Genomic DNA, 22100 nt, shown 5'->3' with positions numbered 1-22100 from the left:
TTTCTGAATGTTTTCTGAAACCACTAAGATACTTTATTCCTATTTTTAACTTTTGTCAACCTACTTGACATGATAGTCAACAAAAGTATAATTAAGGGAACGACCAACAAAGGAGTGTGACGAATGGTGGGAGCTTCACTTAAACAATTATTGGAAAATGACCATTTATTAGTAGGCATTAGTGAATTGAGTGAGATCGTCGGAGTTTCACCACGACAATTGAGATACTGGGAACAAAAAGGCTTTATCCAATCCGTTACTGCTGACGCGAATTGTTCAAGAAAATACCGATTACCGACAGTGGTCAAAGTTGAGATCATCAAGAAATTTTTAGATGAAGGGTACACGTTGACCAAAGCCGCTGAAAAAGCTCAGGAACGTTTAAACAAAATGCACCATGTCCGAAAAGTTTTCTCAAAGTCCATCAAAGACATCCAATTGATTGATGAACGTTATACACTCCTTTTAATTGGCGACTTCAATGATCTGGAACAGCTATGTATTATTCATGACGAAGAAACGGATGAACTATCTTATAAGATCCTTCCAGCAGATGAAACGATCGATCCTAAAAAAGTACTGGAAAAATAAGAAAAGATCGCAGTTTTTTTTTTACTCCATTAGAACTTGTAGCCGACTTGCTACAGTTAAATAAAAAAGCCACCACGAGGTCTAGACAGAAGTGTTCAGCCTCGAGAAATAAGGCGCCATCCACGAAAATTGTTTTTCAAATTTTTGTGGTTGTCGCCTTTTTAAGTTGTTTGTCATAAACTTTCCATTTATTTTCTTATTTCTTGTTCCAATACTTGTGTCAACCAATTGATATATTCGGTTTCTCGATTGATTGCGTGAGACAAGATCAGATAATGGCCATAATTTTCATGTTGGTCTTTTTCTGTCGGGAAAATCACTTGTTGTCGGGCGAATAAATGCTGTCTTTTTTCTTCATGAAGCTCCTTTTGCTGTTCAAGAATCTCAATCCATGTTGGATCATTGATATCTTTCACAAAATAAAGTTTCAAGACAAATTCGTCTCGATTGACTGGAAGTTCATTTGGCGAGGTATGGATCCATTCGTTTAACAAAACACGCCCTTCTTCAGTCAGCTGATAAATTTTCTTTTCTAGCTTGACTCCAGTGATTCCTACTTCATGTTTGATGATTCCTAGTTCTTCCATTTTGGCCAGTTCAGGATAGATCTGACTATGCTTTGCCTGCCAGAATTCACCGATTTCATTTTTGAATGCTTGATTCAATTCATACCCCGTTTGATTTTTTTTGCTCAGTAATCCCAGTAATATATAGCGTAATGTATTTTTTCTAGCCATCAAAATTTCCTCCTTGACATTCTCTCAAAATCATTCTATCATAATCACGTAATCAAAAACATGTAAATTATTACATGTTTTAATTTAAAGGGAGATGTTTTACATGAAACAATTCAAAAACTTAGAAGATTTTATTGGAACTCACTTTATCTATACGTATGATAATGGTTGGGAATATGAATGGTATGCAAAAAATGACCACACCGTTGACTATCGTATTCATGGCGGAATGGTCAAAGGGCGTTGGGTCAAAGATCAAGAAGCAGATATTGTAAAATTAACAGATGGTGTTTTTAAAATCACTTGGACTGAACCAACTGGTACAGACGTTGCTTTAGACTTTATGCCAAATGAGAAAAAACTCCATGGCACGATTTTCTTCCCTAAATGGGTCGAAGAACATCCAGAGATCACTGTCACTTTCCAAAACGAACATATTGCGGAAATGGAAGCTGCTCGTGAAAAATATGAAACATATCCAAAACTAGTCGTTCCAGAATTTGCGACAATTACTTATATGGGTGATGCGGGTGTTGATAATGAAGATGTAATTAGCGAAGAACCTTATGAAGGAATGCCAAAAGACATTCGTGAAGGTCGTTACTTCGATGAAAACTACCGTCGTATCAATAAATAATCACTCTACCTCACTCGTATAAAATCAAAAGCCACTCCTTCAATTGATGAAGACCAGTGGCTTTTTGATCATTATAAACGGAGGCTTTTGTTTCTACCCTTTATTTTATTGTAAATAAATGTGGTCATTTAACTTTTCCAATTGATTTCTTTATGATTTACATAAATAATTTCATGTTATTTTCAATTTTTTTCTAATTCCTTGCCTCTCTTTTCATTAACCTTTATGATAAGTTTAGTTATTATATGAAAAGGAGCCAAACAGTTGAAAAAATATAGACCATATTTTTTGATTTTTATTTTCGCAATTATTTTCGTATTGCCAAATATATTATCACACAAATTGATCATCGGGGCTGATGCGCCATTTCATTACAATCGTTTTTATGATGCAGCCCAACAAATTATTCACGGAGACTTACACTACTTCCCATCGATGTATGGCTTTCAACAAAGCGGTCGGATCGTCAATGCAATCTACGGTCCCTTATTCTCATACTTTCAAGGGTTGATCGTACTCGTTGCTAGAAGTTGGTATCATTACCAGATTTTATCGAATTTTATCCTCTTCCTTATCGCAGGTTGGTCCATGTTGACTTTGTTGCGTTATGTAAAAGTACGTGAATGGGTAAGTGTACCGGTTTCAGTCCTGTTCATGACGACCTATTCGATCCAATATTGGGCTGTTAATCAAGGTTTTACGAGCTGGGGAACAGTATTTTATCCTTTATGTATGATCCCGCTCGTTGATTTCATCGTGCATAAAAAATTCCCTGTACTTAAAGTAACTGCAGCGATTGCATTGATGACGCAGATCCATCTGCTATCTTCTGTGATGCTAGTATTGATGTATATTCCTTTTTATGGGTATTATTTCTTCACACAAACCAACAAGGGAAAAGCTCTTTTACAATTAGGGAAATCAATTTTGCTTTACTTTATCCTAACGGCAAACATCTGGGTAGGTATGGCGATGGTTTACAGTGGGAATGAGATTCTTCCACCTTTCGTCAATCGACGCATGACAGAGAAATCAATCAATCTTGAGGGAAGTTACTGGTTGAATTATCCGAAAATCCTACCTGTCGTTTTATTTGCTGGATTTTTATGTTTCTTATTGTTCCGAAAAAGAGAAGAACTGTTTCCAAAACTTTTGTTACGCACAAGTGTTGTGTTCTTCTTACTTTCAACCAGCCTGATCCCTTGGAATACATTAGTTGAAAACGAAGTGCCATTTATTAGCTTGATTCAGTTTCCATTTCGTTTCTTTGTCCCATTTACCTTGCTTTTCTTACTTTACTTTGCAATCGTCGCCAATCGTTGGGAAAACAAAACCTGGTTACGGATAGCTGCGACCTTACTGATCCTGATCAGTTCTGCTCAGACCATCCAAAACTTATACCGTCACCTCAATAAATGGGAAGATGAAACCTTCGTCAGTCGTCATACGTATTTGTTCGATACACCTGATGAAGCAAGAAAAACTTTCTACAGTCGTGATATGTCCAAAAGTTTATTTGTTTTCCAGAAAACTACGCCAGATTATTTGCCGATCTATAAACAAACAAAGGCAAATAAATACGATCGATACAATGAAGAAATCCTGGAAAATGAAACAACATTCATCAAATCACATCCTGATGGTCGGTTGAGTATCAAATGGAAAAATACCGGTGAACCGACTGTTCATGTGCCAGTTATCGTGTATGATCGAACCGTCTTGATGCAAAATGGACAGAAATTGACGGATTTTGAATTGACCGATATCGGTACACCGATCGTCAAACAGCATAATGGCATCAACGAGATCATTCTCTATTACGACCTTCCCGTCTATTTCTACTTCGTTGTTGCTGCGACTATTGCCGGTTGGCTATCCTTTTTAGGCATCTATCTTTCACAAAAGTTTAATTTTAGAAAAGAAAAAAATGTGAAAATCAGCTAGGCTATCATTTTTTTAGATTATACGTAACATCTATCATATATGTATAAGAATAAGCGAGGCTATGACAGATTGACTGTCATAGCCTCGCTTATTCTTAAAAATTTGAGAGTAGATAATTTATCCTTTCTCAGCAGACATTCTCTTGGTTAATCGTTATATGAAACGTAAGTAAGTGGGTATGAAAAATCCTATGACTTGTCAGCTCTTATTCGTTCGCTTTATCTTGATCAATCCAATCTTTCTCCTCATCAAACTTATTTGAGTGAATCCAACTACGGCAAAAAGCACCTATCTTATAGATCCATTTCTACAGACACTCCAAAATGATCACTAACGACCGGGCCATTCGTCCCATCAAAGACGCGCGTATACGTACTGACTTTACTCTCAGTCGGAACGAAAATATAGTCGATTCGCAGTGCTTCTGTATTGTTTTCCCAGCCATCGATTTTTTTCTCGATCGTGGCTTCTTCAGATTTTTGTTCGGCTAAAACATATGAATCTTTGATGTTCAATTGGTTATCTTCATTAACTAAGCGATACCCTTCCTCACCTACTGGATTATTAAAATCACCCATCAACAAGCAAGGTATTTGATAAGTTAGGAGTTCTTTCTGTAAGAATTGCCACTCGTAGGCAAAGCCCGTTTCTATATCTGACCACCAAGAGAAATGACAGCTTGCGACAACGATTGATTGATTGTCAATAACTGTTTTGGCAACAAGGACCATGCGGGTACGGTAGTTTTCTTTTTCTTTTGTTTCAGACACTATGTATGCCCGACTATCCAAAGGAGCCTTTGATAAAATAGCGTTTCCTTCTTCATACTTGTCATAACCAATATGACTCATTTCCCAACTCCAAAAATAGGATTCTCCTGCTTCTGCCAGTCGTCGGATCAAGCAATAAGCGAAATTATCTTTGTGGATTGGGGTCTGATTCGTTACTGGACAAAAACCGACTAGCTCTTGTTCATTTACGATCTTTGTTTCAATCAGTTGATTGACCTCTTGCAAAGCAATGACATCATAGCGCTCAGTTAAAATCTTGTCTGCAAGGTCTTGTAGTTTAGTTACTGGTTCTTCTTCCAACCAACTATGTGTATTCAACGTCATTATTTTCATTTTTTTGGAACCTCTTTTCTATTTTTACATAAAAATCAGAGACTGTTACGTCAGCGCTGATTATTGAAGAAATCTCTCCTCAATCGTCTCGCTTTTTCGTCACAATCTCTGATCACTTCTTTTATTTATTATAGCTTGATTTTTCCGATTTCTGTACCCATTTCAACAGAACCAAGTGTAGTGATCGCAATTTCTTTCACTTTATCATCCGTGAAAACAACCATGATCGTTGTATCTTTTCCTTGTTCTTTGACTTTTGCAAGATCCATGCGTGCAATCGGCATGCCTGGTGTGACTTCTTGTCCTTCTTTCACAGATACTTCAAATGCGGGTTGCGCCATTTGGACAGTATCGATTCCCATGTGGATCAGTACTTCTGCGCCTTCAGCTGTTTCCATCCCGATGGCGTGTTTCGTTGGGAATACGCTAACGATTTTACCCGCTACTGGAGCAGTGATCGTATCTGTTTCAGGAATGACTGCAAAACCGTCACCCATCATTTTTTGTGAGAATACTGGATCATTGACCGCTGCTAAAGCAATCACTTCTCCTTTGGCTACTGCGTACAATTCTTTTTCGATCCCTAATGCTGCTGTCGCTGTTTCTTTTTCCATCACGACTTCTTTGATTTGTGGTTCAGGAATATCTGCGCCTGATTGCAACAAATCTTCAATATCTGATTTTAACACATCTGCTTTTGGCCCATAAACTGCTTGGACACCATTGTCTTTGACGATCAAGCCCATTGCGCCAGCACGTTTCCACGCGTCTTCTGAACCAACTCTACCTCGATCTGCCACTGTTACACGTAAACGCGTCATACAAGCATCCACGTCTTTGATATTTTCTTTTCCACCTAATAAATGGATGATTTGGATAATTTGTTGATCCGCCGCTCCTGTTGTCGTGCCAGTGGTTGTTTCTTCACTGTCACTATCATAGTTCCCGTTACGTCCTGGTGTCGCAAAGTTGAATTTCTTGATCAAGAAGTTTGCTAAGAAATAAGTGACTACGCCAAAGAGAATGACACAGATGACGAAGTTGATCAAATCGCCGCCAAGTCCTGCTTTGATCCCTAATGGTGTTCGCGTCAATAATTCGATATTCCCGAAGGAGTGGACACGCAACGGTAAGATATCCGCCATCGCAAAAGCTGCTCCTTGGATCACTGCATAGATTGCATACAGTGGAACTGCCGCAAACATAAACATAAATTCTAGTGGTTCTGTTACCCCTGTTAAAAAGACAGCTAAAGCAGCTGAGAAATACATGGATTTGTATTTTGCTTTTTTGTCTGGATCGACATTGCGATACATCGCAAGCGCCATCCCCATCAAAATACCAGAAGAACCAATCATTTGACCGACTTTGAAACGTGCCGGTGTCCAATTGTTCAAGACGAATTCATACTGTGCCATGTCTCCTGCACCTCGCAGGTTCACTAAGTCAGTTGCCCAAGCTAACCATAGTGGATCTTGACCAAATACTTGTGTACCGGCTTGTGCGCCAGATAAAATCTCATATGTTCCACCTAATTGCGTATAGTTGATTGGAATCGTCAACATGTGGTGTAAACCAAAAGGTAGTAATAACCGTTCTAATGTTCCATATAAAAATGGTGCTAAAATTGGTGCGCTATCTTGCGATTGTGCAATCCATAAACCAAAGTTGTTGATTCCTGCTTGAATAGCTGGCCAAACTGCTGCCAAAATAAGAGCTACGATCGTTGACCAAAGAATCACTACAAAAGGAACAAATCGTTTCCCATTAAAGAAAGAAAGTGCATCTGGTAATTTACGGTAGTTATAGTATTTGTTATAAGCCATCGCACCGACGAACCCAGCGATGATCCCTACGAATACCCCCATGTTCAATGCAGGAGCTTCTAAGACACTCGTAAAGAATCCTTTCACCATGATTCGTGTACCGAACAACGTATGTGTGAAGGCGTCTTCGTTTGCTAACATCTCTGTTGTGACCCCGAAGATTGCTCCTGTGATCCGATTGATCAAAACAAACGAGATTCCGGCAGCGAATGCACCACCTGCTCGTTCTTTTGCCCAACTACCACCTATCGCTAATGCAAATAATAAATGCAAGTTCCCAATAATTGCCCAACCAATACTTTCAAGAACGCCACCCGTAGTGACAAGTGCTGCCATGTTCGGGTTGATCAATGGGATCGATTTCCCGATACTGATCATTAAACCAGCAGCTGGCATAACTGCTACAACGACCATTAAAGCCTTTCCAAATTTCTGCCAAAAATCAAAACTAAACATTTTCTTCAATTTCTATCTCTCCTTTACGCAATCGGTTTCGTTAATCCGTATTATAGAGGTAATTCCTTTTTTTGTAAATGCTTTATTTTTATTTTATTTATTTTTTATCCAAAAGTATGATACAGCTAATATAATAAGAACTATAAAGAAATATTAGGGCAATGATGCTTTCTATCCTCTTGCGAAGTGTTCGCCAATAAAAAAGATTGAGTATTTATCAGTTTACTATTGACTGACGCAACCGGTTGCGTTTATTATAAACCTAAGAAATGAAACATTTAGGAGGAGAATCATGAAACAAATCAAACGCTTATTCCAGATCGACCCTTGGAAAATCAGCACGACAACATTAGATAAAGAAAACTTACGTTTACAAGAGTCATTGACAAGTATTGGGAACGGCTACATGGGAATGCGTGGAAACTTCGAAGAAACGTACTCTGGCGATCATCACCAAGGCACTTATTTAGCCGGTATCTGGTACCCTGACAAAACTCGTGTAGGTTGGTGGAAAAACGGCTATCCTGAATACTTTGGAAAAGTCATCAATGCAGTCAACTTTATTGCAATGGATATTTACATCAACGACCAATTGATTGACTTAGCTTCACTAGATCCAGAAAATTTCTCTTGGGAATTAGATATGAGAAACGGGGTCTTGTCTCGTCAGTTTACGATTACGACAGCTACAAATAAAGTCCGTTTCTCATTTGAACGTTTCTTGAGTATTGTTAAAAGCGAAGCGGCTTATATTCGTGTAAAGGTTGAATTGATCGCCGGCTCTGCCACTGTAAAATTTGTTTCGAAACTGGATGGAAATGTCCAAAATGAAGATAGTAACTACGATGAGCATTTCTGGAATCAGACCGACCGTGGCACAAAAGACTCAATCGGTTATTTGACAACGAAAACCATTCCTAATGCATTTGACATTGAGCAATTCACCGTCACTGCAGGCATGCGTCATTTTATCAACGGCAAAGAAACAACACCCATATTTGAAGAACAAACATTAGCGTTACAAGGTGTATTCTCGTATGATTTAACACCAAATGATCCTGTGGTCGTGGATAAAGAAGTCTTGATTTTGACAAGTCGTGATATCCCTGAAGCACAACAAGTGGCAACACTTATGGATGAATTTGATCAGTTAACTACTCATTATGATGAAGCCAAAAAAGAACAAACGACTGCTTGGGCAAAACGTTGGGAATTGGCTGACGTAGTGATCGAAGGCGACGATGAAGCGCAACAAGGCATCCGTTTCAATCTTTTCCAATTGTTCTCTACTTATTACGGAGAAGACGAACGGTTGAACATTGGACCAAAAGGCTTCACTGGCGAAAAATACGGTGGTGCGACATACTGGGACACAGAAGCTTACGCCGTGCCATTATATCTAGCATTAGCTGACCCAGAAGTCACAAAAAATTTATTGAAATACCGTCACAATCAGTTACCACAAGCCATCCACAATGCCCAACAACAAGGATTGAAAGGCGCGCTTTATCCAATGGTGACCTTTACAGGTGTCGAGTGCCACAATGAGTGGGAAATCACCTTTGAAGAGATCCATCGTAACGGTGCGATTGCTTACGCGATCTACAATTATACAAATTATACCGGCGATACCTCTTATCTGAAAAATGAAGGACTTGAAGTATTGGCTGAGATTGCTCGTTTCTGGGCGGATCGTGTCCATTACTCCAAACGTCAAAACAAGTATATGATCCACGGCGTGACTGGTCCAAATGAATACGAAAACAATATCAATAACAATTGGTACACGAACACGATTGCTGCTTGGGTCCTTCGTTATACTCGTGAAAATTATTTAGCGTTCAAAGAAGAAACAACAATTGAAATCAGCGAAGAAGAATTAGCAAAATGGGCAGATATTGTCGAAAACATGTACTACCCGATCGATGAGGAACAAGGAATTTTTGTCCAACATGATACATTCCTAGACAAAGATTTGATGCCAGTTTCGGATTTACCACTTAGCGAATTGCCATTGAACCAAAAATGGTCTTGGGATAAGATCTTGCGTTCTTGCTTCATTAAACAAGCGGATGTGTTACAAGGCATCTATTTTTTCAATGAAGAATTTACCAAAGAAGAAAAACAGCGGAACTTTGATTTCTATGAGCCGATGACCGTTCACGAATCTTCTCTTTCTCCAAGTATCCACGCGATTTTAGCTGCTGAACTTGGCTTGGAAGAAAAAGCGGTCGAAATGTACCAACGTACTGCTCGCTTAGATTTGGATAACTATAACAATGATACGGAAGATGGTTTGCACATCACGTCAATGACAGGTAGTTGGCTAGCGATCGTTCAAGGTTTTGCACAAATGAAAACCGCCCATGGCGAATTATCTTTTGCACCATTTTTACCAAACACATGGAATGCCTATTCTTTCCATATCAATTACCGCGGTCGCTTGATTTTCATCGCTGTTTCTGATGAACAAGTCACCTTTACATTACTGAATGGTGAGGCACTGGAATTGACTGTGTATGGACAAGCACAAGAGCTAACAGATCAATTGACGATTCCATTAAGAAAGGACGATGCACATGTTTAAAGGTGTCCTATTTGATTTAGACGGTGTCATCACCGACACAGCAGAATTCCATTATCGCGCCTGGAAAAAACTTGGTGAAGAAATCGGGATTTCAATCGACCGAAATTTCAACGAACAATTAAAAGGAGTCAGCCGAGAAGATTCATTAACATTGCTTCTTGCTTATGGCAAGAAAGAAAATGACTTTTCAAACGAAGAATTCGCTGCTTTAGCTAAACGTAAAAATGAGTATTATCTAGAAATGATCCAAGAAATCACGCCAACAGACGTATTTCCGGGTATTGTTCCTTTATTAACAGAATTAAAGAAAGCTGGCATCAAGATCGCCTTGGCTTCTGCTAGTAAAAACGGACCATTATTACTAGATAAAATGCAACTAACAGATTACTTTGATGCGATTGCTGATCCTAGCAAAGTAGCAAGTGGCAAACCCGCCCCTGATATCTTTTTATTAGCAGCCAAAGAAATCGGATTCGAGGCGACTGATTGTTTAGGTATTGAAGATGCAAAAGCAGGCATCCAAGCGATCATCGCAAGTGGTGCTTATCCTGTAGGAGTTGGACGCAAGGAAGATCTTGGGGAGGACATTCCGATCGTCGCTGATACGTCTTCGTTAACACTCGACTATCTACAACACGTTTGGCGCAAAGATGTCTGAACCAAGCATCTCTGTCCTCCCCATCAAACAAACAAATCTAAAAAAAATCACATTGAAGAACGACGAGCTAGAAGTCGTTCTTCTCAATTATGGCGCTCGCTTGCATCAAATATTCACAGCAGATAGATTTGGACAAATGGAAAATATCTTACTCTCTTACGACAATCTTCAAGATGTTTTATCTGATTATAGTTTTTTCGGTGCAACGGTTGGTCCAGTGGCAGGTAGGATCAGAAATGGTGAATGGGGCCCTCACCAACTAGAAAAAAATAATGGCAACCATCATATCCACGGCGGAACAAACGGCTGGTCCTTTCAGTTTTGGGAGGTAGAAGTATTCAAATCACCTCAAGCAGTGGGTGTCGTCTTTTATTTAAAAGATACATTTTCAGGTTATCCTGGACCAATCACCGCGACTGTGACCTATCAATTAGAAGGAAATAGACTAGTGATGATCACTAAAGCTAACAGTGTAGTAGAAACGATTTGCAACCCGACAAACCATGCCTATTTCAATCTATCTGGAAATGGAAAACGTGATATTGATTCCCATCAACTCCAGATTCAATTAGATAGCTTGTTACTTTTGGATCATGACAAATTACCTACAGGGGAAACACTAGACAAAGCGGACTTACCCATCAATTTTCAAGAACCAAATACACTGACAGAGATTTTATCCAAGTATCCTTCAGGTCTTGATGACGTTTTTTTATTAAATACGCCTAAACTCACCAAAAATAGCTTAACTTTATCAGAAGAAGCTTCCAGTCGCCAAATGAATATAGCAACTACGAACAAAAGTATGGTATTATTTTCTACAACTGGGTTCGATGCAGATTTACAGATCAACGGTCAAAACATGCATTCTCATTTTGGCTTAGCGATCGAACCACAAGAAATACCAGATATCGTTCATTTCCCGGAGTTTGGCTCGATTACGCTACGCCCTGGACAAGAACGTGTCAGCCAAACAACTTATGAATTTAGTACATTCACTTAACCAGTTTTATTTAACTTGGTTTCAACAAGACGATGGACGATGAAAAAGAAAGGTGATTTAACTTATGGCAATTACAGTGAAAGATGTTGCAAAAAAAGCAGGCGTAGCGACATCTACTGTTTCTCGCGTGATCAACGACCATCCAAGTATTTCCGAAACAACGAAAAAGAAAGTACGAAAAATCATGGATGAACTAGGATATGTCCCCAATATCACAGCGAGAAATCTTGGTAAACGTGTATCAAGCGCTGTAGGTGTCATTCTTCCACCACTCGATTCCAAAGAGCGTCTTGGCAACCCGTTTTATTTAGAAATCATGGAAGCAATCAACGAAGAAGCACGACATCACGGTGTGACAACAGCCATTGCTACCGCAAAAAGTTTCGACGTCTTATTAGAGAACGTTCAGCGGATGCATTTACAAAAACAAGTTGATGGTTTTATCCTAGTCTACTCCGATAGTGACGATCCAGTCATCGATTATCTTTATGAACAACAGATTCCGTTCACACTGATCGGACAACCATACCATCATGAGAACGAAATCATCTACATTGATAACGACAATCAACTGTTAGGAAAGCAAGCCACCGAATTTTTGATCGATAATGGCCATAAAAATATTCTTTTCGTGACCAATACAACACATGAAAGTTTATACTTTGAACGCTATTTCGGTTATCAAAAAGCGATGATGTTAGCAGGACTGAACGCCCATCCAAGTGTGACCTTGGAACATGCTGAAGATTACTTGGATTTTGACACGATCTTAAAAAAAGCTAAAGCGACAGCGCTAGTTGTTATCGATGATATTTTTGCTTTACGCACGATGCAACTCGCCCAAATGTATGGCTATATCATCCCGGAAACCCTTTCGATGATCAGCTTCAATAACTCGATTTTTTCTACATTGATGCATCCTTACTTAACAAGTATCGACATCGATATCTCTGAGTTAGGTCGAGTCGCGATGCAAAAATTACAAGAACTGATCCATGAAGAAGTTAGCAATGGTGTACGTTTAGTGATCCCCCATCGTTTGATCAAACGCGAAACGGTCGTTCCATTGAAAGAAGAATAGGGCATCCATTCCTAGGCAAATCAAACAAAAATAGCAAAGCATCTTGTCTTCGGACAAAAGATACTTTGCTATTTATTTTACTAGTAATCAACTGATCCACTAACGATAAGTCCACATTTGTATTTAACTAGAAATAAGCAAAAAAAGAAATCTCTTCTATTCTTTCTAAAAATCTCTTAAAATGTGGTTAAAGAGGCATGCATTAACATGCCCCATGTAGTCCGTTCAAAGCAGATAGCATCGATAGAGCATTAGAGCACGTCTACTTCGCCAAAAGTTGAGACGGCTCTATTTTTTGCTCTTGATTTTTTAAGAAAAACAACGAGCCCAGGATATGAGTTATCTTGCATCCCCTAGAACCGAATAAACGGTGTTCCAGAAGTAACTCCTTCACGCTTATTTCTCGGAGCTGAACACTTCTGTCACAACCTCGTTGTTTTATATTCTCTAAGAGGGAGTCCCCCCACTATTCTTTTAAGTCTGCTTCAACTTCAGTCAACCAAGTTGCTTTCTTCACGCGATTGATGATCAGCGGAATAACGAACATCACGATTGCGATGACCGCAACAAGCAATGCATCCGCTAATGTTGAAGTTCCTAACGTTGAAACAACAACGGCGATAATTGCCAACATCAGCATACAGCTAACCAGCCACGCAAAGCCATTTCCTTTTTTACCGATTCGATAAGGACGAGGCAATTCTGGATGGCTATTTCTCATTTTCACTAAAGATATGGCGATCAAGAGATATACGATGCAATAAATCACTGTTGTTGCATTCGTCAATGTAAGAAAGACCGCACTTACATCATCCATGACGCCATAAAGTAACGCAAAGAGGGAAATAACTACTGATTGCGTCAATACCACATTTCTTGAAACACCATATTCATTTTCTTTATGGAAGCCAAATTTTGGTGGCAAGAATCCTTCACGTGCTACTTGGATGATCGTTTTAGAAGGTCCAGTTACCCAAGCAGACAATTGTAATAACACACCAATAAAGACCATAAAGCTGAAGATATTACCGATGATCGTTGGCAATCCTAAAATATCACAATAGATCAATACTGGTTGTGTGATGTTTGCCAATTCCATTCTTCCTTCTGGTACGACATTTGCAACAAACAAGGCGTTGATGACATTCAATAAAACTAGTCCGATCAATGCAATAAAGACCCCTTTAGTATAGTTCTTCGTTGCATCTTTCAAACGAGGCATATACACTGAGCTCATTTCGATTCCCACAAAAATAAATGTGATCCCCGCCAAATATTTCAATGAATCACTGTGTTGTAGATCAGGCAATGCTTTCGACCATGAAAAATCCCCCAAATAGCCGTTTGAAACAAGTCCCACTTTGAAAAACGCTAATATCCCCAAAACAAACATGATCACCACAGGAATATAAACACCCAACCAAACACCAATATTCCCACCAACTTTCGCCATGTCAAACTTCAAGTTGAGCAAGGTGATGATCCAGTAAATGACCAAGATACACCCTAAAACGAAGTAGTGATTGTTGCCAAGAGCGGCGTTCCCAAACGTATTCCCTAACAATGGACCTAAGGTAGAAGCGACCATGACCATTCCTGGGAACATTTGCACCCAAAGCAACCATGCAACGACAAATCCCCATTTACTACCTAGAGCTGTTTTGACCCAAAGTTGCGGGCCTCCTTCTTGCGGCAGCATCGTTGATAATTCACCAGAAATCATTGAAATGGGTCCAGCAAAAAACAAGACGGCAAAAATCGTGTAAAAAATCAATGTCCAACCAACAGCTGACAATGTTGGGATACTACGAACAGTGGCACATAGCGCCATGGTCAAACCAATGAATGTCCCTAGCCCCATTTTACTTACTTGAGCTTTACTCAATTTTGACACTCTCCTTATTAAGAAATAAATAGGCGTGTCTTTGAAACTTTTCATTAACAGCAAATAAAAGCAAACGTATGGTCAACTTGCGCTTTGAGTATTTTTTGCTTGGATCATCAAGCTTCAAAGGCACTCCAACATGAAAGATTTGATAAGAGAAAGGAGGCTCATTCTTTATTCGTTTCGAACGAGAAATGAGCGCTCATTCTACTTGCTTTCTCTTCACTCATCATAATATTTACGTTTATTTTGTTTCGTTTGCCACTAACTGATCTGCATAGATTTTTTCTAATTTACTTTGAAGCGCTGCTTTGATTTTTTCTGCATATTCTTCAAAATGTTCTGCTTTATTCATATACGGCGTCATGACACTGGCACGTAAGACTGTGACTTTTCCAGCACGTTCCCATTCTTCCTCTGTAAATCCTAATTGTTTTACAAATTGAAGTGGGCTATTGCCATAATCTGGAATTGCAAAGTCTGTATGAGATGTCAAGAATTCATTGCCATAGATGCTTCCTTTGACATAAGAAGAATAGTCATACACATCATGGTTCAACTGATTCATCGCTATCAGATCGTCATTCCCTTTTTCTTTGAATACATAATCAACCATATTGAAATCTGGATAAGTCAATGGATGAACTTCGATTTCTTTATCGCCCACTTTGAAGGTTAAATTGTTCAAGAAGTGGAAGAAACGATGTGCGCCTTCAATCGATGCTCCCATCAATTTACCATAACCAGTCACATTAAGCGGTAGTACGTGATGCGCTGCCCAAACACTTGCGGCAGTTGCTCCGGCTTTTGATCCTTCCAAAATATAGGCACCAAGCAATGCTGGGATATCTGCTCCTTTTTCAAATACATAGGTTGCAAAGTAAGAGATCACATCACGCATACGAATGTCTTGGATCACGATACCTCCAGCAGAGTAAGGAACATAGCCCATTTTATGTGGATCAATCGTCACTGATTCTGCTTCTTCAATTGCTTGATATGCACGGTGTACTTCTTCTAAAAGATAATCTTTATTTTCTGTGAAGACATGATGTTTTGCGTGTACTTCTTTTAATTGATCAAATGGGATGAATTCATTGTTCTCATCAAGGAAGATCGCACGTCCGTAACCACCATAAGCTGCATCTACGTGTAGGTAGAAATAAATGCCTTCTTTTTCTAGCTTGCGACGTAATTCAACGATTTTATCGATTTCATCGATTGCCCCTTCTTCAGTAGAACCAACGACACCAACGACACCTAAAACCGGTGTTTGTTCAGCAGCCAATTCACGAATGATTGTTTCAAGTTCCTTGATGTCCATGCGGTAGTTGTGATCCACAGGCACTGGAATCACTTGATCTAGTCCGACACCAATGATGTCTGCTGCTTTCAACCATGAATAGTGTTTTGTTTGTGGGACTAACCATTTACCTAATTGTTGAAGATGTTTTCCACTGCGTGCAGAATGTGCTTTGATCTCATCGATTTTTTCTGGCACTTGATCTAACAGATCAATGATTTCCCGAGTTGAAAGATTCATCAATTCCCAATCTGTTTGACCTGAAACCAATTCAGGTGCCACTTCTTTCATTGCAAGTGGCAATGATTTGATGTTGCGCGCATACCAAAGACCTTCTAAATTTGCTAATGAGCCATCTGCAACGATATGGCCCCAGCCATTTTTGTACCCCATCAATGTAGCAAATTCCATTCCGACTTCTTCTTCCATTTGACTTGTTGCTGGAGAAGATTCATATGCGACGTTATTTCCATTCCATAGCATCGCAAAATTATAGGCTAATAATGATGGCATCAATGTTTCAGAGTTCATATGACCCCAATAACGACCTGCATTATGCCATGGGACAGAGTGTGTACGCATCCGCGTAGAGATTTCAGCTAACACGTCTTTTGTTTTATTGATCGTGTGCGCGAAGCTTTCACTGCTTTTTTCTTCCGGCGTAATGATCGGCATATCTTGTGGCATATAATTTTGACGCCATCCTAAGTGCTCGTCCACTAATTCATTTAACAAAGCTTTATAGATTTGGCCATTCTCTGCTTTGTCTCCAATGAATAGTGCATTCAAATTTAAATCATTTACCTTTGATTCCATTTAGAAACCCTCCTAAAATAATTTTTTAAATTTTGTCGAGGCTTAGATTACACCTGTTTTTTATTTCTGTAAATATCACTTTTCCTATTTTTCTCATTTCATTTTAATGTTTTTAATTGTTTGAATTGTTGGTACAATTGATAAAAATTAAAAAAAGGAGGGAATTTACAAATGTAAATTCTCTCCTCATGATTGTATTAACGACAACCGGCGTAACTATTAGGATAAGTTTCAAAAATTGGAATTTTGTAATGGAATAGACCTTTTACAAGGTAAAAAATTACTAAATTCTAATCAACTACTTTGGCCAAAAAGTAGCGTTTTTTCCCTTTTCTGATCACTACGAATTTACCATCAAATTCTGTAGCTGGATCAATGACAAAATTTAAATCGGTTACGCGATCACCGTTAATACTTATAGCTCCGTTCGACACATCTTCACGCGCTTGACGTTTTGATGGCTCGATTTTTGTGGAAACAAGTAGTTCCACGATATTTTCAGGGGTACTTGAAATCTCTACATTCGGCATGTTTCCAAAGCCTTGTTCGATTTCTGACGCATTTAGTTCTTTGATATTTCCAGAGAACAATGCAGCTGTGATTTTTTGCGCTTCTTGTAAGTCTTCTTCGCTGTGGACAAAACGTGTCACTTCTTCTGCCAAACGGCGTTGTGCTTCACGTTTTTCAGGTTCTGTCTCCACTTTTTTCGCTAATTCATTGATTTCTTCTTGTGATAAGAAAGTAAAGAATTTCAAGTATTTCACAACATCCCGATCATCTTGATTCAACCAGAATTGGTAGAATTCGTAAGGGGATGTTTTTTCAGGGTCTAGCCAGATTGCACCACCGGCAGTTTTTCCGAACTTTGTTCCATCTGCTTTTAGCATTAATGGGATCGTCAACCCAAAGGCTTCCGCTTCTGGTCCCTCCAATTTACGAATCAGATCTAAACCAGCAGTGATGTTTCCCCATTGGTCAGCTCCACCGATCTGTAATTGCACATCGTATGTTCTGTGTAAGTGCAAGAAGTCGATCGATTGCAAGATTTGGTAAGTAAATTCGGTAAATGAAATTCCGACTTCCAAACGACTTGCCACGATATCTTTCGCTAACATCGTATTGATGTTGAAGTTTTTTCCGTAGTCTCTTAAAAATTCTAATAAAGAAATATTTGATAACCAGTCATAGTTGTTCACAAATGTAATATTGGCATCTTTCCCAAAAAGTTTGCGCATTTGGTTCGATAATGCATCCACATTATGTTGGACTTGTTCCATCGTTTGTAAAACACGTTCGCTTGTCCGTCCACTTGGATCACCGATCGTTCCAGTTCCTCCACCAATCAGGATGTATGGATGATGCCCTGCTAATTGGAATCTTTTCATCATCATGAAAGGGATCAAATGCCCAATATGCATCGAATCTCCTGTTGGATCGACACCACAGTAAAGCGAGATACTCTTTTCTTCAACAAGCTCGCGAAGTCTTTCTTCGTTGGTTTGTTGGTTAATGGCATCACGCCAAGTTAATTCATCAATAATATTCATAACATTTCCCTCCATATCTTTTTTTATGAAAGCAGGTCCCTGCCAGCATGTCATTTATTACCGGGCAGACAACAAAAAAATCCCTTGACAATCAAGTCAAGGGACGAAAATTCGCGGTACCACCCAAATTATATGTTTGTTTTCCAAACATATCTCTCTAACATTTAACGCTGTCGCGTGGCTTCATGCCATAGACTCCTAAAATGTAATTCGCGCTAAAGCATGTACTAGTTCACAGCAACCACTAGCTTTCTGAAACATTGGCTTTATCCACTACTTCGTTTTATTCATCGTCTAATTCCTTATTCATCTATCTCCTATCTTAGAACGCACTGTTTTTTTTGTCAACAAAAAAATTTTTCTTGATCATTCGAACGACAAAAAATAACATCGTTTTTTAATCTTGAACTAAGCGGAAATCGATTGAATTGAAGAAGCCTTTATTGATTCCATTGCTCAATCTGTTGAAAAATGTTCTTCTTATTGCACGCACCATTTTTTCTTTAATTACATAATTGTCGTTACGTTAATAACTCAAACAGCTGTTATATTGTTATAGGTATTAAAAATTATTTTAGAAAGAAGGAATAAAAATGAAATCGATGATTTTGAAAATTGCTTTATCTGCTAGTGCGATTTTATGTGCAGTCTCATGCTTGAATGTCTCTCAACCTGTCGGCGCTGAGGAAATACATCCAACAGCTGGCGAAACTGACTTCATTGGCGCCTTTGCCATTAGTGGGTCAAATGTTGTATTGGAAGTTGGCGAAACGTCTAACGAGAATATTTTAACAGCCTCTCATGCCCGCATCACAAATTCAATTGGCGTAGAAGTCCCTCCGATCATCAAGTCAGCCAATGTACAAGACACTCCAGGCATCTATCAAGCAACGATCGGCACGACCATCATGTCTTCAGTAGAAAAAGAGATCACAGTCACTGTCGTCGATAAACTTGAAGACTGTCCGACTTATGGTATTTATAAATTAACTGCTGAGGATGCAACGGTTCCGGTGGGGCAAGTAGATGAAGCAGCTATCCTTCAAGCAACAAATGCGCAAGCGCTGACTTCTGGCGGCTCTCCAGTAGATGTTGTGATCAAGAAATCAAATGTAGTGAATGATACCCCTGGTACGTATCAAATCGTTTTAGGGATCAAAGAAGAACCAAAGATCCGTAAGACAGTCCAAGTCACAGTTACTAATGACGCAGGGAACGAGCAAGAAAATCTTTACTTTGTCGACGCATCGGATGCTACTGTCTCGATCGACCAATTGGACGAACAAACGTTGATCATCATGACTGATGCCAAGGCAACTGATATTTTAGGACATTCCTTGCCTGTAGAAATCAAACACTCCACAATCAAGTTTGAGCCAGGAAATTACACTGTTACATTCGGTCTCAAAGGAGACTCAAGTTTATTTACTAAAACTGTCAATCTTACCGTCACTTCGGATAACTACGTTCCTTCCAGATTCTTTTTGCAAGCATTCGATGCAACTGTCCAGTTAGGTCAAACGGATGACCTCTCACTGATCCAAGCAACCGGCGCAAATGCCGTGACTCTCCTTGGGCAAAAGGCAAATGTTTACGTGAAGCATTCCTCGATTGAAGCAAACAAAACTGGCGAATTTGCCGTGACATTTGGCGTAACAGAAGATCCAAGAGTCGAAAAAACGGTAACAGTCTCAGTGGTTGATGAAATCAATCGTCCAGAATTGGGCGGTGGCATTGGGAATATCTAACAAACAACCACTTGTCTCACCTTAAACAGGATAAAGGACGGACCAAAAAATAATGGTTTTAAAAAAGGCGTCATCCACATAAGGTTAAAACCACTGTGGATGGCGCCTGATTTATCGAGGTTAGATCCTTCTATCCAACTTTTTTTATATTTCGTCGATTATTTCTAATAACGTAGTAAACAAGATGGCACTAGATGCCGCACCAGGATCAATATGTCCGATTGAACGTTCACCTAAATAAGAAGCACGTCCTTTTTTCGCGACTAATCCTGCTGTGTGTTCTTTTGCCTGCTCAATTACTTCTTTCGTAAGATTCCCTGCGGTTAGTGCTTCAGCTACAGGGAACCAAACATCTAACATGGTTTTATCTTCTTGTTCCGCTTTTCCTCTTGCTTGGATGCCGTTCGCTCCTTCACGGATGAACTCACCTAATTGTTCTTGTGAATCGATCTGCTCTACTCCTTTTGTTGCTTTCATCAAATTCATAAACGCAGAACCGTAAAGAGGACCCGAGGCGCCTCCTACTTTGGAAATCATTGCCATAGAAAACATCTTGAAGGTATCACTGATAGTGTCAGGTGCCTCCTGTTGAAAAGCTGCTTCATAGGCTGTCACACCTCTTCCCATATTATTCCCATGATCCCCATCGCCAATGGGGGTATCTAAATCACTTAGGTACGCTTTTTTCTCTTTGATCTCTTCAGCAAAGCGGTTAAGCCAAGCTTGGATCTCTTTTACCGTCAACTTCATTTTTTCATCATCCTTTACCATGCAATCGTTTCTACGTGACTTGTTAAAGCTTCTTTCCAAGTGGTTTCTGTTAAGTCAACCATTGTTAATGATAGTCCCTGCATATCCAATGAAGTCATCAAATCACCGACTTTATGGAAAGTAACATCCACCTGTTCTTCATTCAACAACGTCAACACATCATTCATGAATACAAATTGTTCCATCAATGGTGTACCACCCATCCCATTCACTAAGACACCGACTTCTTTTGGTTTTTCAGTATATTCACTCAAAATTTTCGTGACTAACTCTTTCGCTAACAATTTAGAGGGTTGCAGTTTTTCTCGACGATAACCTGGTTCGCCATGAATCCCTACACCGTATTCGATTTCGTCTTCATTTAGGTCAAAGCCAGGCTTCCCTACTTCTGGGACAGTCGCAGCCCGTAATGCGACACCAATTGTTTTGGTCGCAGCAACCACTCGCTCTCCTAATTCCTTCAGTCGAGTCAAGCTCGCGCCATTTTTGGCAGCATCTCCTAAAATCTTATGGACAAGAATAGTCCCCGCTACGCCACGCTTCCCTGCCGTATACGTGCTGTTTTCTACCGCGATGTCATCATCGACCACTACTTCTTCGACGTCAATTTCATCCATAGCAGCTAACTCTTTTGCCATTTCAAAATTCAATATATCTCCAGTATAGTTTTTGATGATCAATAACACACCTTGTCCTTGGTCCGCTTCTTTGATCGCTAGTTGGATTTGATCAGGTGTCGGTGAGGTAAAAACATCCCCCAAAACTGCTGCACTTAACATACCATCTCCAACAAAACCTGCGTGAGCTGGTTCATGTCCACTACCACCTCCAGAAACTAACCCGACTTGTTCGTTCAACTGATTTTTCGCAATTACACGAGAATCTTCTACACGATGTACTAGCTCTGGATAACTCTTTACGATCCCTTCTAGCATTTCTTCTACGATATCCCCAGGTTCGTTCATGATTTTTTTCAATTTACATCCACCCTTTCTTCCCTGCTTGTCGTGCTTCTTCTATGATTTGTTCGATATTGTCGGTTGTCCCTGCTGTAATAGCAGCTGCAAAGGCTCCTTCTACTAAGGGGGCATCCACCAAGTAGTAGTTTTTTTGTTGGGCTTCCTCCAATAAATCTTTTGCCAATTCTGAATTCATCACTGCGCTACCAAGATCAGCAAAGACAAAATAAGCAGCTGAATCGGCTGATTGATTGACGGCATCAACGATCTTCATCGGATCAGAACCGAGTTCTCCCTCTTCGATTCCGCCAAGTGATAATACTTCTACGTCATCGGTTTGTTGCATTTGTTCAATCATCTCTTTGATGCCGTCTGTGACCTTCTTACTATGAGAAAGCAATAAGATACTTTTCTTCAACGAATTCCC

Annotated in this window: 17 protein-coding genes and 1 other annotated feature; of the genes, 8 read left to right on the top strand and 9 right to left on the bottom strand. The window is 39.5% G+C overall.

The features are described 5' to 3' along the window. The first annotated feature begins 123 nt into the window (after positions 1–123). Positions 124–591 carry a MerR family transcriptional regulator gene (locus IGJ49_RS02025; protein ID WP_010736380.1) on the top strand — a complete coding sequence of 156 codons (468 nt, stop codon included), beginning with the start codon at positions 124–126 and terminating at the stop codon, positions 589–591. 188 nt (positions 592–779) lie between these two features. On the opposite strand, the gene IGJ49_RS02020 is transcribed toward IGJ49_RS02025, so the two are convergent. Beyond that, positions 780–1328: a PadR family transcriptional regulator gene (locus IGJ49_RS02020; RefSeq protein WP_010736381.1), complete on the bottom strand. Its 549-nt coding sequence runs from the start codon at positions 1326–1328 to the stop codon at positions 780–782. A gap of 103 nt (positions 1329–1431) precedes the next feature. On the opposite strand from IGJ49_RS02020, the gene IGJ49_RS02015 reads away from it, so the two are divergent. Together IGJ49_RS02015 and IGJ49_RS02010 are read left to right on the top strand one after the other, a co-directional pair. Beyond that, complete coding sequence (locus tag IGJ49_RS02015; RefSeq protein ID WP_023519065.1) at positions 1432–1965, top strand: phenolic acid decarboxylase; 534 nt, start codon at positions 1432–1434, stop codon at positions 1963–1965. 264 nt (positions 1966–2229) lie between these two features. Beyond that, a complete protein-coding gene (locus IGJ49_RS02010) occupies positions 2230–3909 on the top strand; it encodes a hypothetical protein (RefSeq protein WP_438722247.1) in 1680 nt (559 codons plus the stop codon). Between the two features lie 293 nt (positions 3910–4202). Here IGJ49_RS02010 and IGJ49_RS02005 read toward each other — a convergent pair whose 3' ends face one another. Together IGJ49_RS02005 and IGJ49_RS02000 are read right to left on the bottom strand one after the other, a co-directional pair. Continuing rightward, positions 4203–5033, bottom strand: coding sequence for an endonuclease/exonuclease/phosphatase family protein (locus IGJ49_RS02005; protein WP_438722246.1), 831 nt, complete (start codon positions 5031–5033; stop codon positions 4203–4205). Positions 5034–5161: 128 nt separating this feature from the next. Beyond that, positions 5162–7324: a PTS transporter subunit IIBC gene (locus IGJ49_RS02000; RefSeq protein WP_071866599.1), complete on the bottom strand. Its 2163-nt coding sequence runs from the start codon at positions 7322–7324 to the stop codon at positions 5162–5164. A 283-nt stretch (positions 7325–7607) separates the two neighbouring features. On the opposite strand from IGJ49_RS02000, the gene IGJ49_RS01995 reads away from it, so the two are divergent. The 4 genes from IGJ49_RS01995 (at position 7608) to IGJ49_RS01980 (ending at position 12644) form a co-directional block, all read left to right on the top strand. Beyond that, positions 7608–9902: a glycoside hydrolase family 65 protein gene (locus tag IGJ49_RS01995; protein WP_438722245.1), complete on the top strand. Its 2295-nt coding sequence runs from the start codon at positions 7608–7610 to the stop codon at positions 9900–9902. Then, on the top strand, positions 9895–10560 hold the full coding sequence (pgmB, locus tag IGJ49_RS01990) for a beta-phosphoglucomutase (protein ID WP_010736387.1): 666 nt from the start codon (positions 9895–9897) through the stop codon (positions 10558–10560). Before IGJ49_RS01995 ends, pgmB begins: the two co-directional genes overlap by 8 nt. Then, positions 10553–11563 (top strand): aldose epimerase family protein, encoded by a 1011-nt coding sequence (locus IGJ49_RS01985; protein ID WP_438722244.1) that lies wholly within the window; start codon positions 10553–10555, stop codon positions 11561–11563. Before pgmB ends, IGJ49_RS01985 begins: the two co-directional genes overlap by 8 nt. A gap of 64 nt (positions 11564–11627) precedes the next feature. Then, positions 11628–12644: a LacI family DNA-binding transcriptional regulator gene (locus tag IGJ49_RS01980; RefSeq protein WP_438722243.1), complete on the top strand. Its 1017-nt coding sequence runs from the start codon at positions 11628–11630 to the stop codon at positions 12642–12644. Between the two features lie 466 nt (positions 12645–13110). Here IGJ49_RS01980 and tyrP read toward each other — a convergent pair whose 3' ends face one another. The 3 genes from tyrP to tyrS form a co-directional block, all read right to left on the bottom strand. Then, positions 13111–14529: a tyrosine-tyramine antiporter gene (gene tyrP, locus IGJ49_RS01975; RefSeq protein ID WP_062805731.1), complete on the bottom strand. Its 1419-nt coding sequence runs from the start codon at positions 14527–14529 to the stop codon at positions 13111–13113. A gap of 244 nt (positions 14530–14773) precedes the next feature. Then, positions 14774–16648, bottom strand: coding sequence for a tyrosine decarboxylase (gene tdc, locus IGJ49_RS01970; protein ID WP_438722242.1), 1875 nt, complete (start codon positions 16646–16648; stop codon positions 14774–14776). 290 nt (positions 16649–16938) lie between these two features. Further along, complete coding sequence (gene tyrS, locus IGJ49_RS01965) at positions 16939–18195, bottom strand: tyrosine--tRNA ligase (RefSeq protein WP_010736393.1); 1257 nt, start codon at positions 18193–18195, stop codon at positions 16939–16941. 96 nt (positions 18196–18291) lie between these two features. Then, positions 18292–18495: a binding site (T-box leader), on the bottom strand. A gap of 293 nt (positions 18496–18788) precedes the next feature. Here tyrS and IGJ49_RS01960 point away from each other — a divergent pair. Next, positions 18789–19943 carry a hypothetical protein gene (locus IGJ49_RS01960; protein WP_438722241.1) on the top strand — a complete coding sequence of 385 codons (1155 nt, stop codon included), beginning with the start codon at positions 18789–18791 and terminating at the stop codon, positions 19941–19943. A gap of 144 nt (positions 19944–20087) precedes the next feature. Here IGJ49_RS01960 and dhaL read toward each other — a convergent pair whose 3' ends face one another. Genes dhaL through dhaM form a run of 3 tightly spaced genes read right to left on the bottom strand, consistent with a single transcriptional unit; the run spans position 20088 to position 22091 of the window. Continuing rightward, on the bottom strand, positions 20088–20693 hold the full coding sequence (gene dhaL, locus IGJ49_RS01955) for a dihydroxyacetone kinase subunit DhaL (protein ID WP_010736395.1): 606 nt from the start codon (positions 20691–20693) through the stop codon (positions 20088–20090). 14 nt (positions 20694–20707) lie between these two features. Continuing rightward, on the bottom strand, positions 20708–21691 hold the full coding sequence (dhaK, locus tag IGJ49_RS01950) for a dihydroxyacetone kinase subunit DhaK (RefSeq protein WP_375152060.1): 984 nt from the start codon (positions 21689–21691) through the stop codon (positions 20708–20710). A 1-nt stretch (position 21692) separates the two neighbouring features. Then, on the bottom strand, positions 21693–22091 hold the full coding sequence (dhaM, locus tag IGJ49_RS01945) for a dihydroxyacetone kinase phosphoryl donor subunit DhaM (protein ID WP_010736397.1): 399 nt from the start codon (positions 22089–22091) through the stop codon (positions 21693–21695). Positions 22092–22100: the final 9 nt, after the last annotated feature.

The organism is Enterococcus sp. AZ171, from assembly GCF_051714005.1.
Taxonomy (GTDB): Bacteria; Bacillota; Bacilli; order Lactobacillales; family Enterococcaceae; genus Enterococcus_B; species Enterococcus_B pernyi.
This window is presented reverse-complemented; position numbering and strand designations above follow the sequence as displayed.

Bases quoted from the DNA above. Each gene is read 5' to 3' on its own strand.
- IGJ49_RS02025 (WP_010736380.1), top strand. From the start codon at position 124: ATGGTGGGAGCTTCACTTAAACAATTATTGGAAAATGACCATTTATTA.
- IGJ49_RS02020 (WP_010736381.1), bottom strand. From the start codon at position 1,328: ATGGCTAGAAAAAATACATTACGCTATATATTACTGGGATTACTGAGC.
- IGJ49_RS02015 (WP_023519065.1), top strand. From the start codon at position 1,432: ATGAAACAATTCAAAAACTTAGAAGATTTTATTGGAACTCACTTTATC.
- IGJ49_RS02005 (WP_438722246.1), bottom strand. From the start codon at position 5,033: ATGAAAATAATGACGTTGAATACACATAGTTGGTTGGAAGAAGAACCA.
- IGJ49_RS01995 (WP_438722245.1), top strand. From the start codon at position 7,608: ATGAAACAAATCAAACGCTTATTCCAGATCGACCCTTGGAAAATCAGC.
- pgmB (WP_010736387.1), top strand. From the start codon at position 9,895: ATGTTTAAAGGTGTCCTATTTGATTTAGACGGTGTCATCACCGACACA.
- IGJ49_RS01985 (WP_438722244.1), top strand. From the start codon at position 10,553: ATGTCTGAACCAAGCATCTCTGTCCTCCCCATCAAACAAACAAATCTA.
- IGJ49_RS01980 (WP_438722243.1), top strand. From the start codon at position 11,628: ATGGCAATTACAGTGAAAGATGTTGCAAAAAAAGCAGGCGTAGCGACA.
- tdc (WP_438722242.1), bottom strand. From the start codon at position 16,648: ATGGAATCAAAGGTAAATGATTTAAATTTGAATGCACTATTCATTGGA.
- tyrS (WP_010736393.1), bottom strand. From the start codon at position 18,195: ATGAATATTATTGATGAATTAACTTGGCGTGATGCCATTAACCAACAA.
- IGJ49_RS01960 (WP_438722241.1), top strand. From the start codon at position 18,789: ATGAAATCGATGATTTTGAAAATTGCTTTATCTGCTAGTGCGATTTTA.
- dhaL (WP_010736395.1), bottom strand. From the start codon at position 20,693: ATGAAGTTGACGGTAAAAGAGATCCAAGCTTGGCTTAACCGCTTTGCT.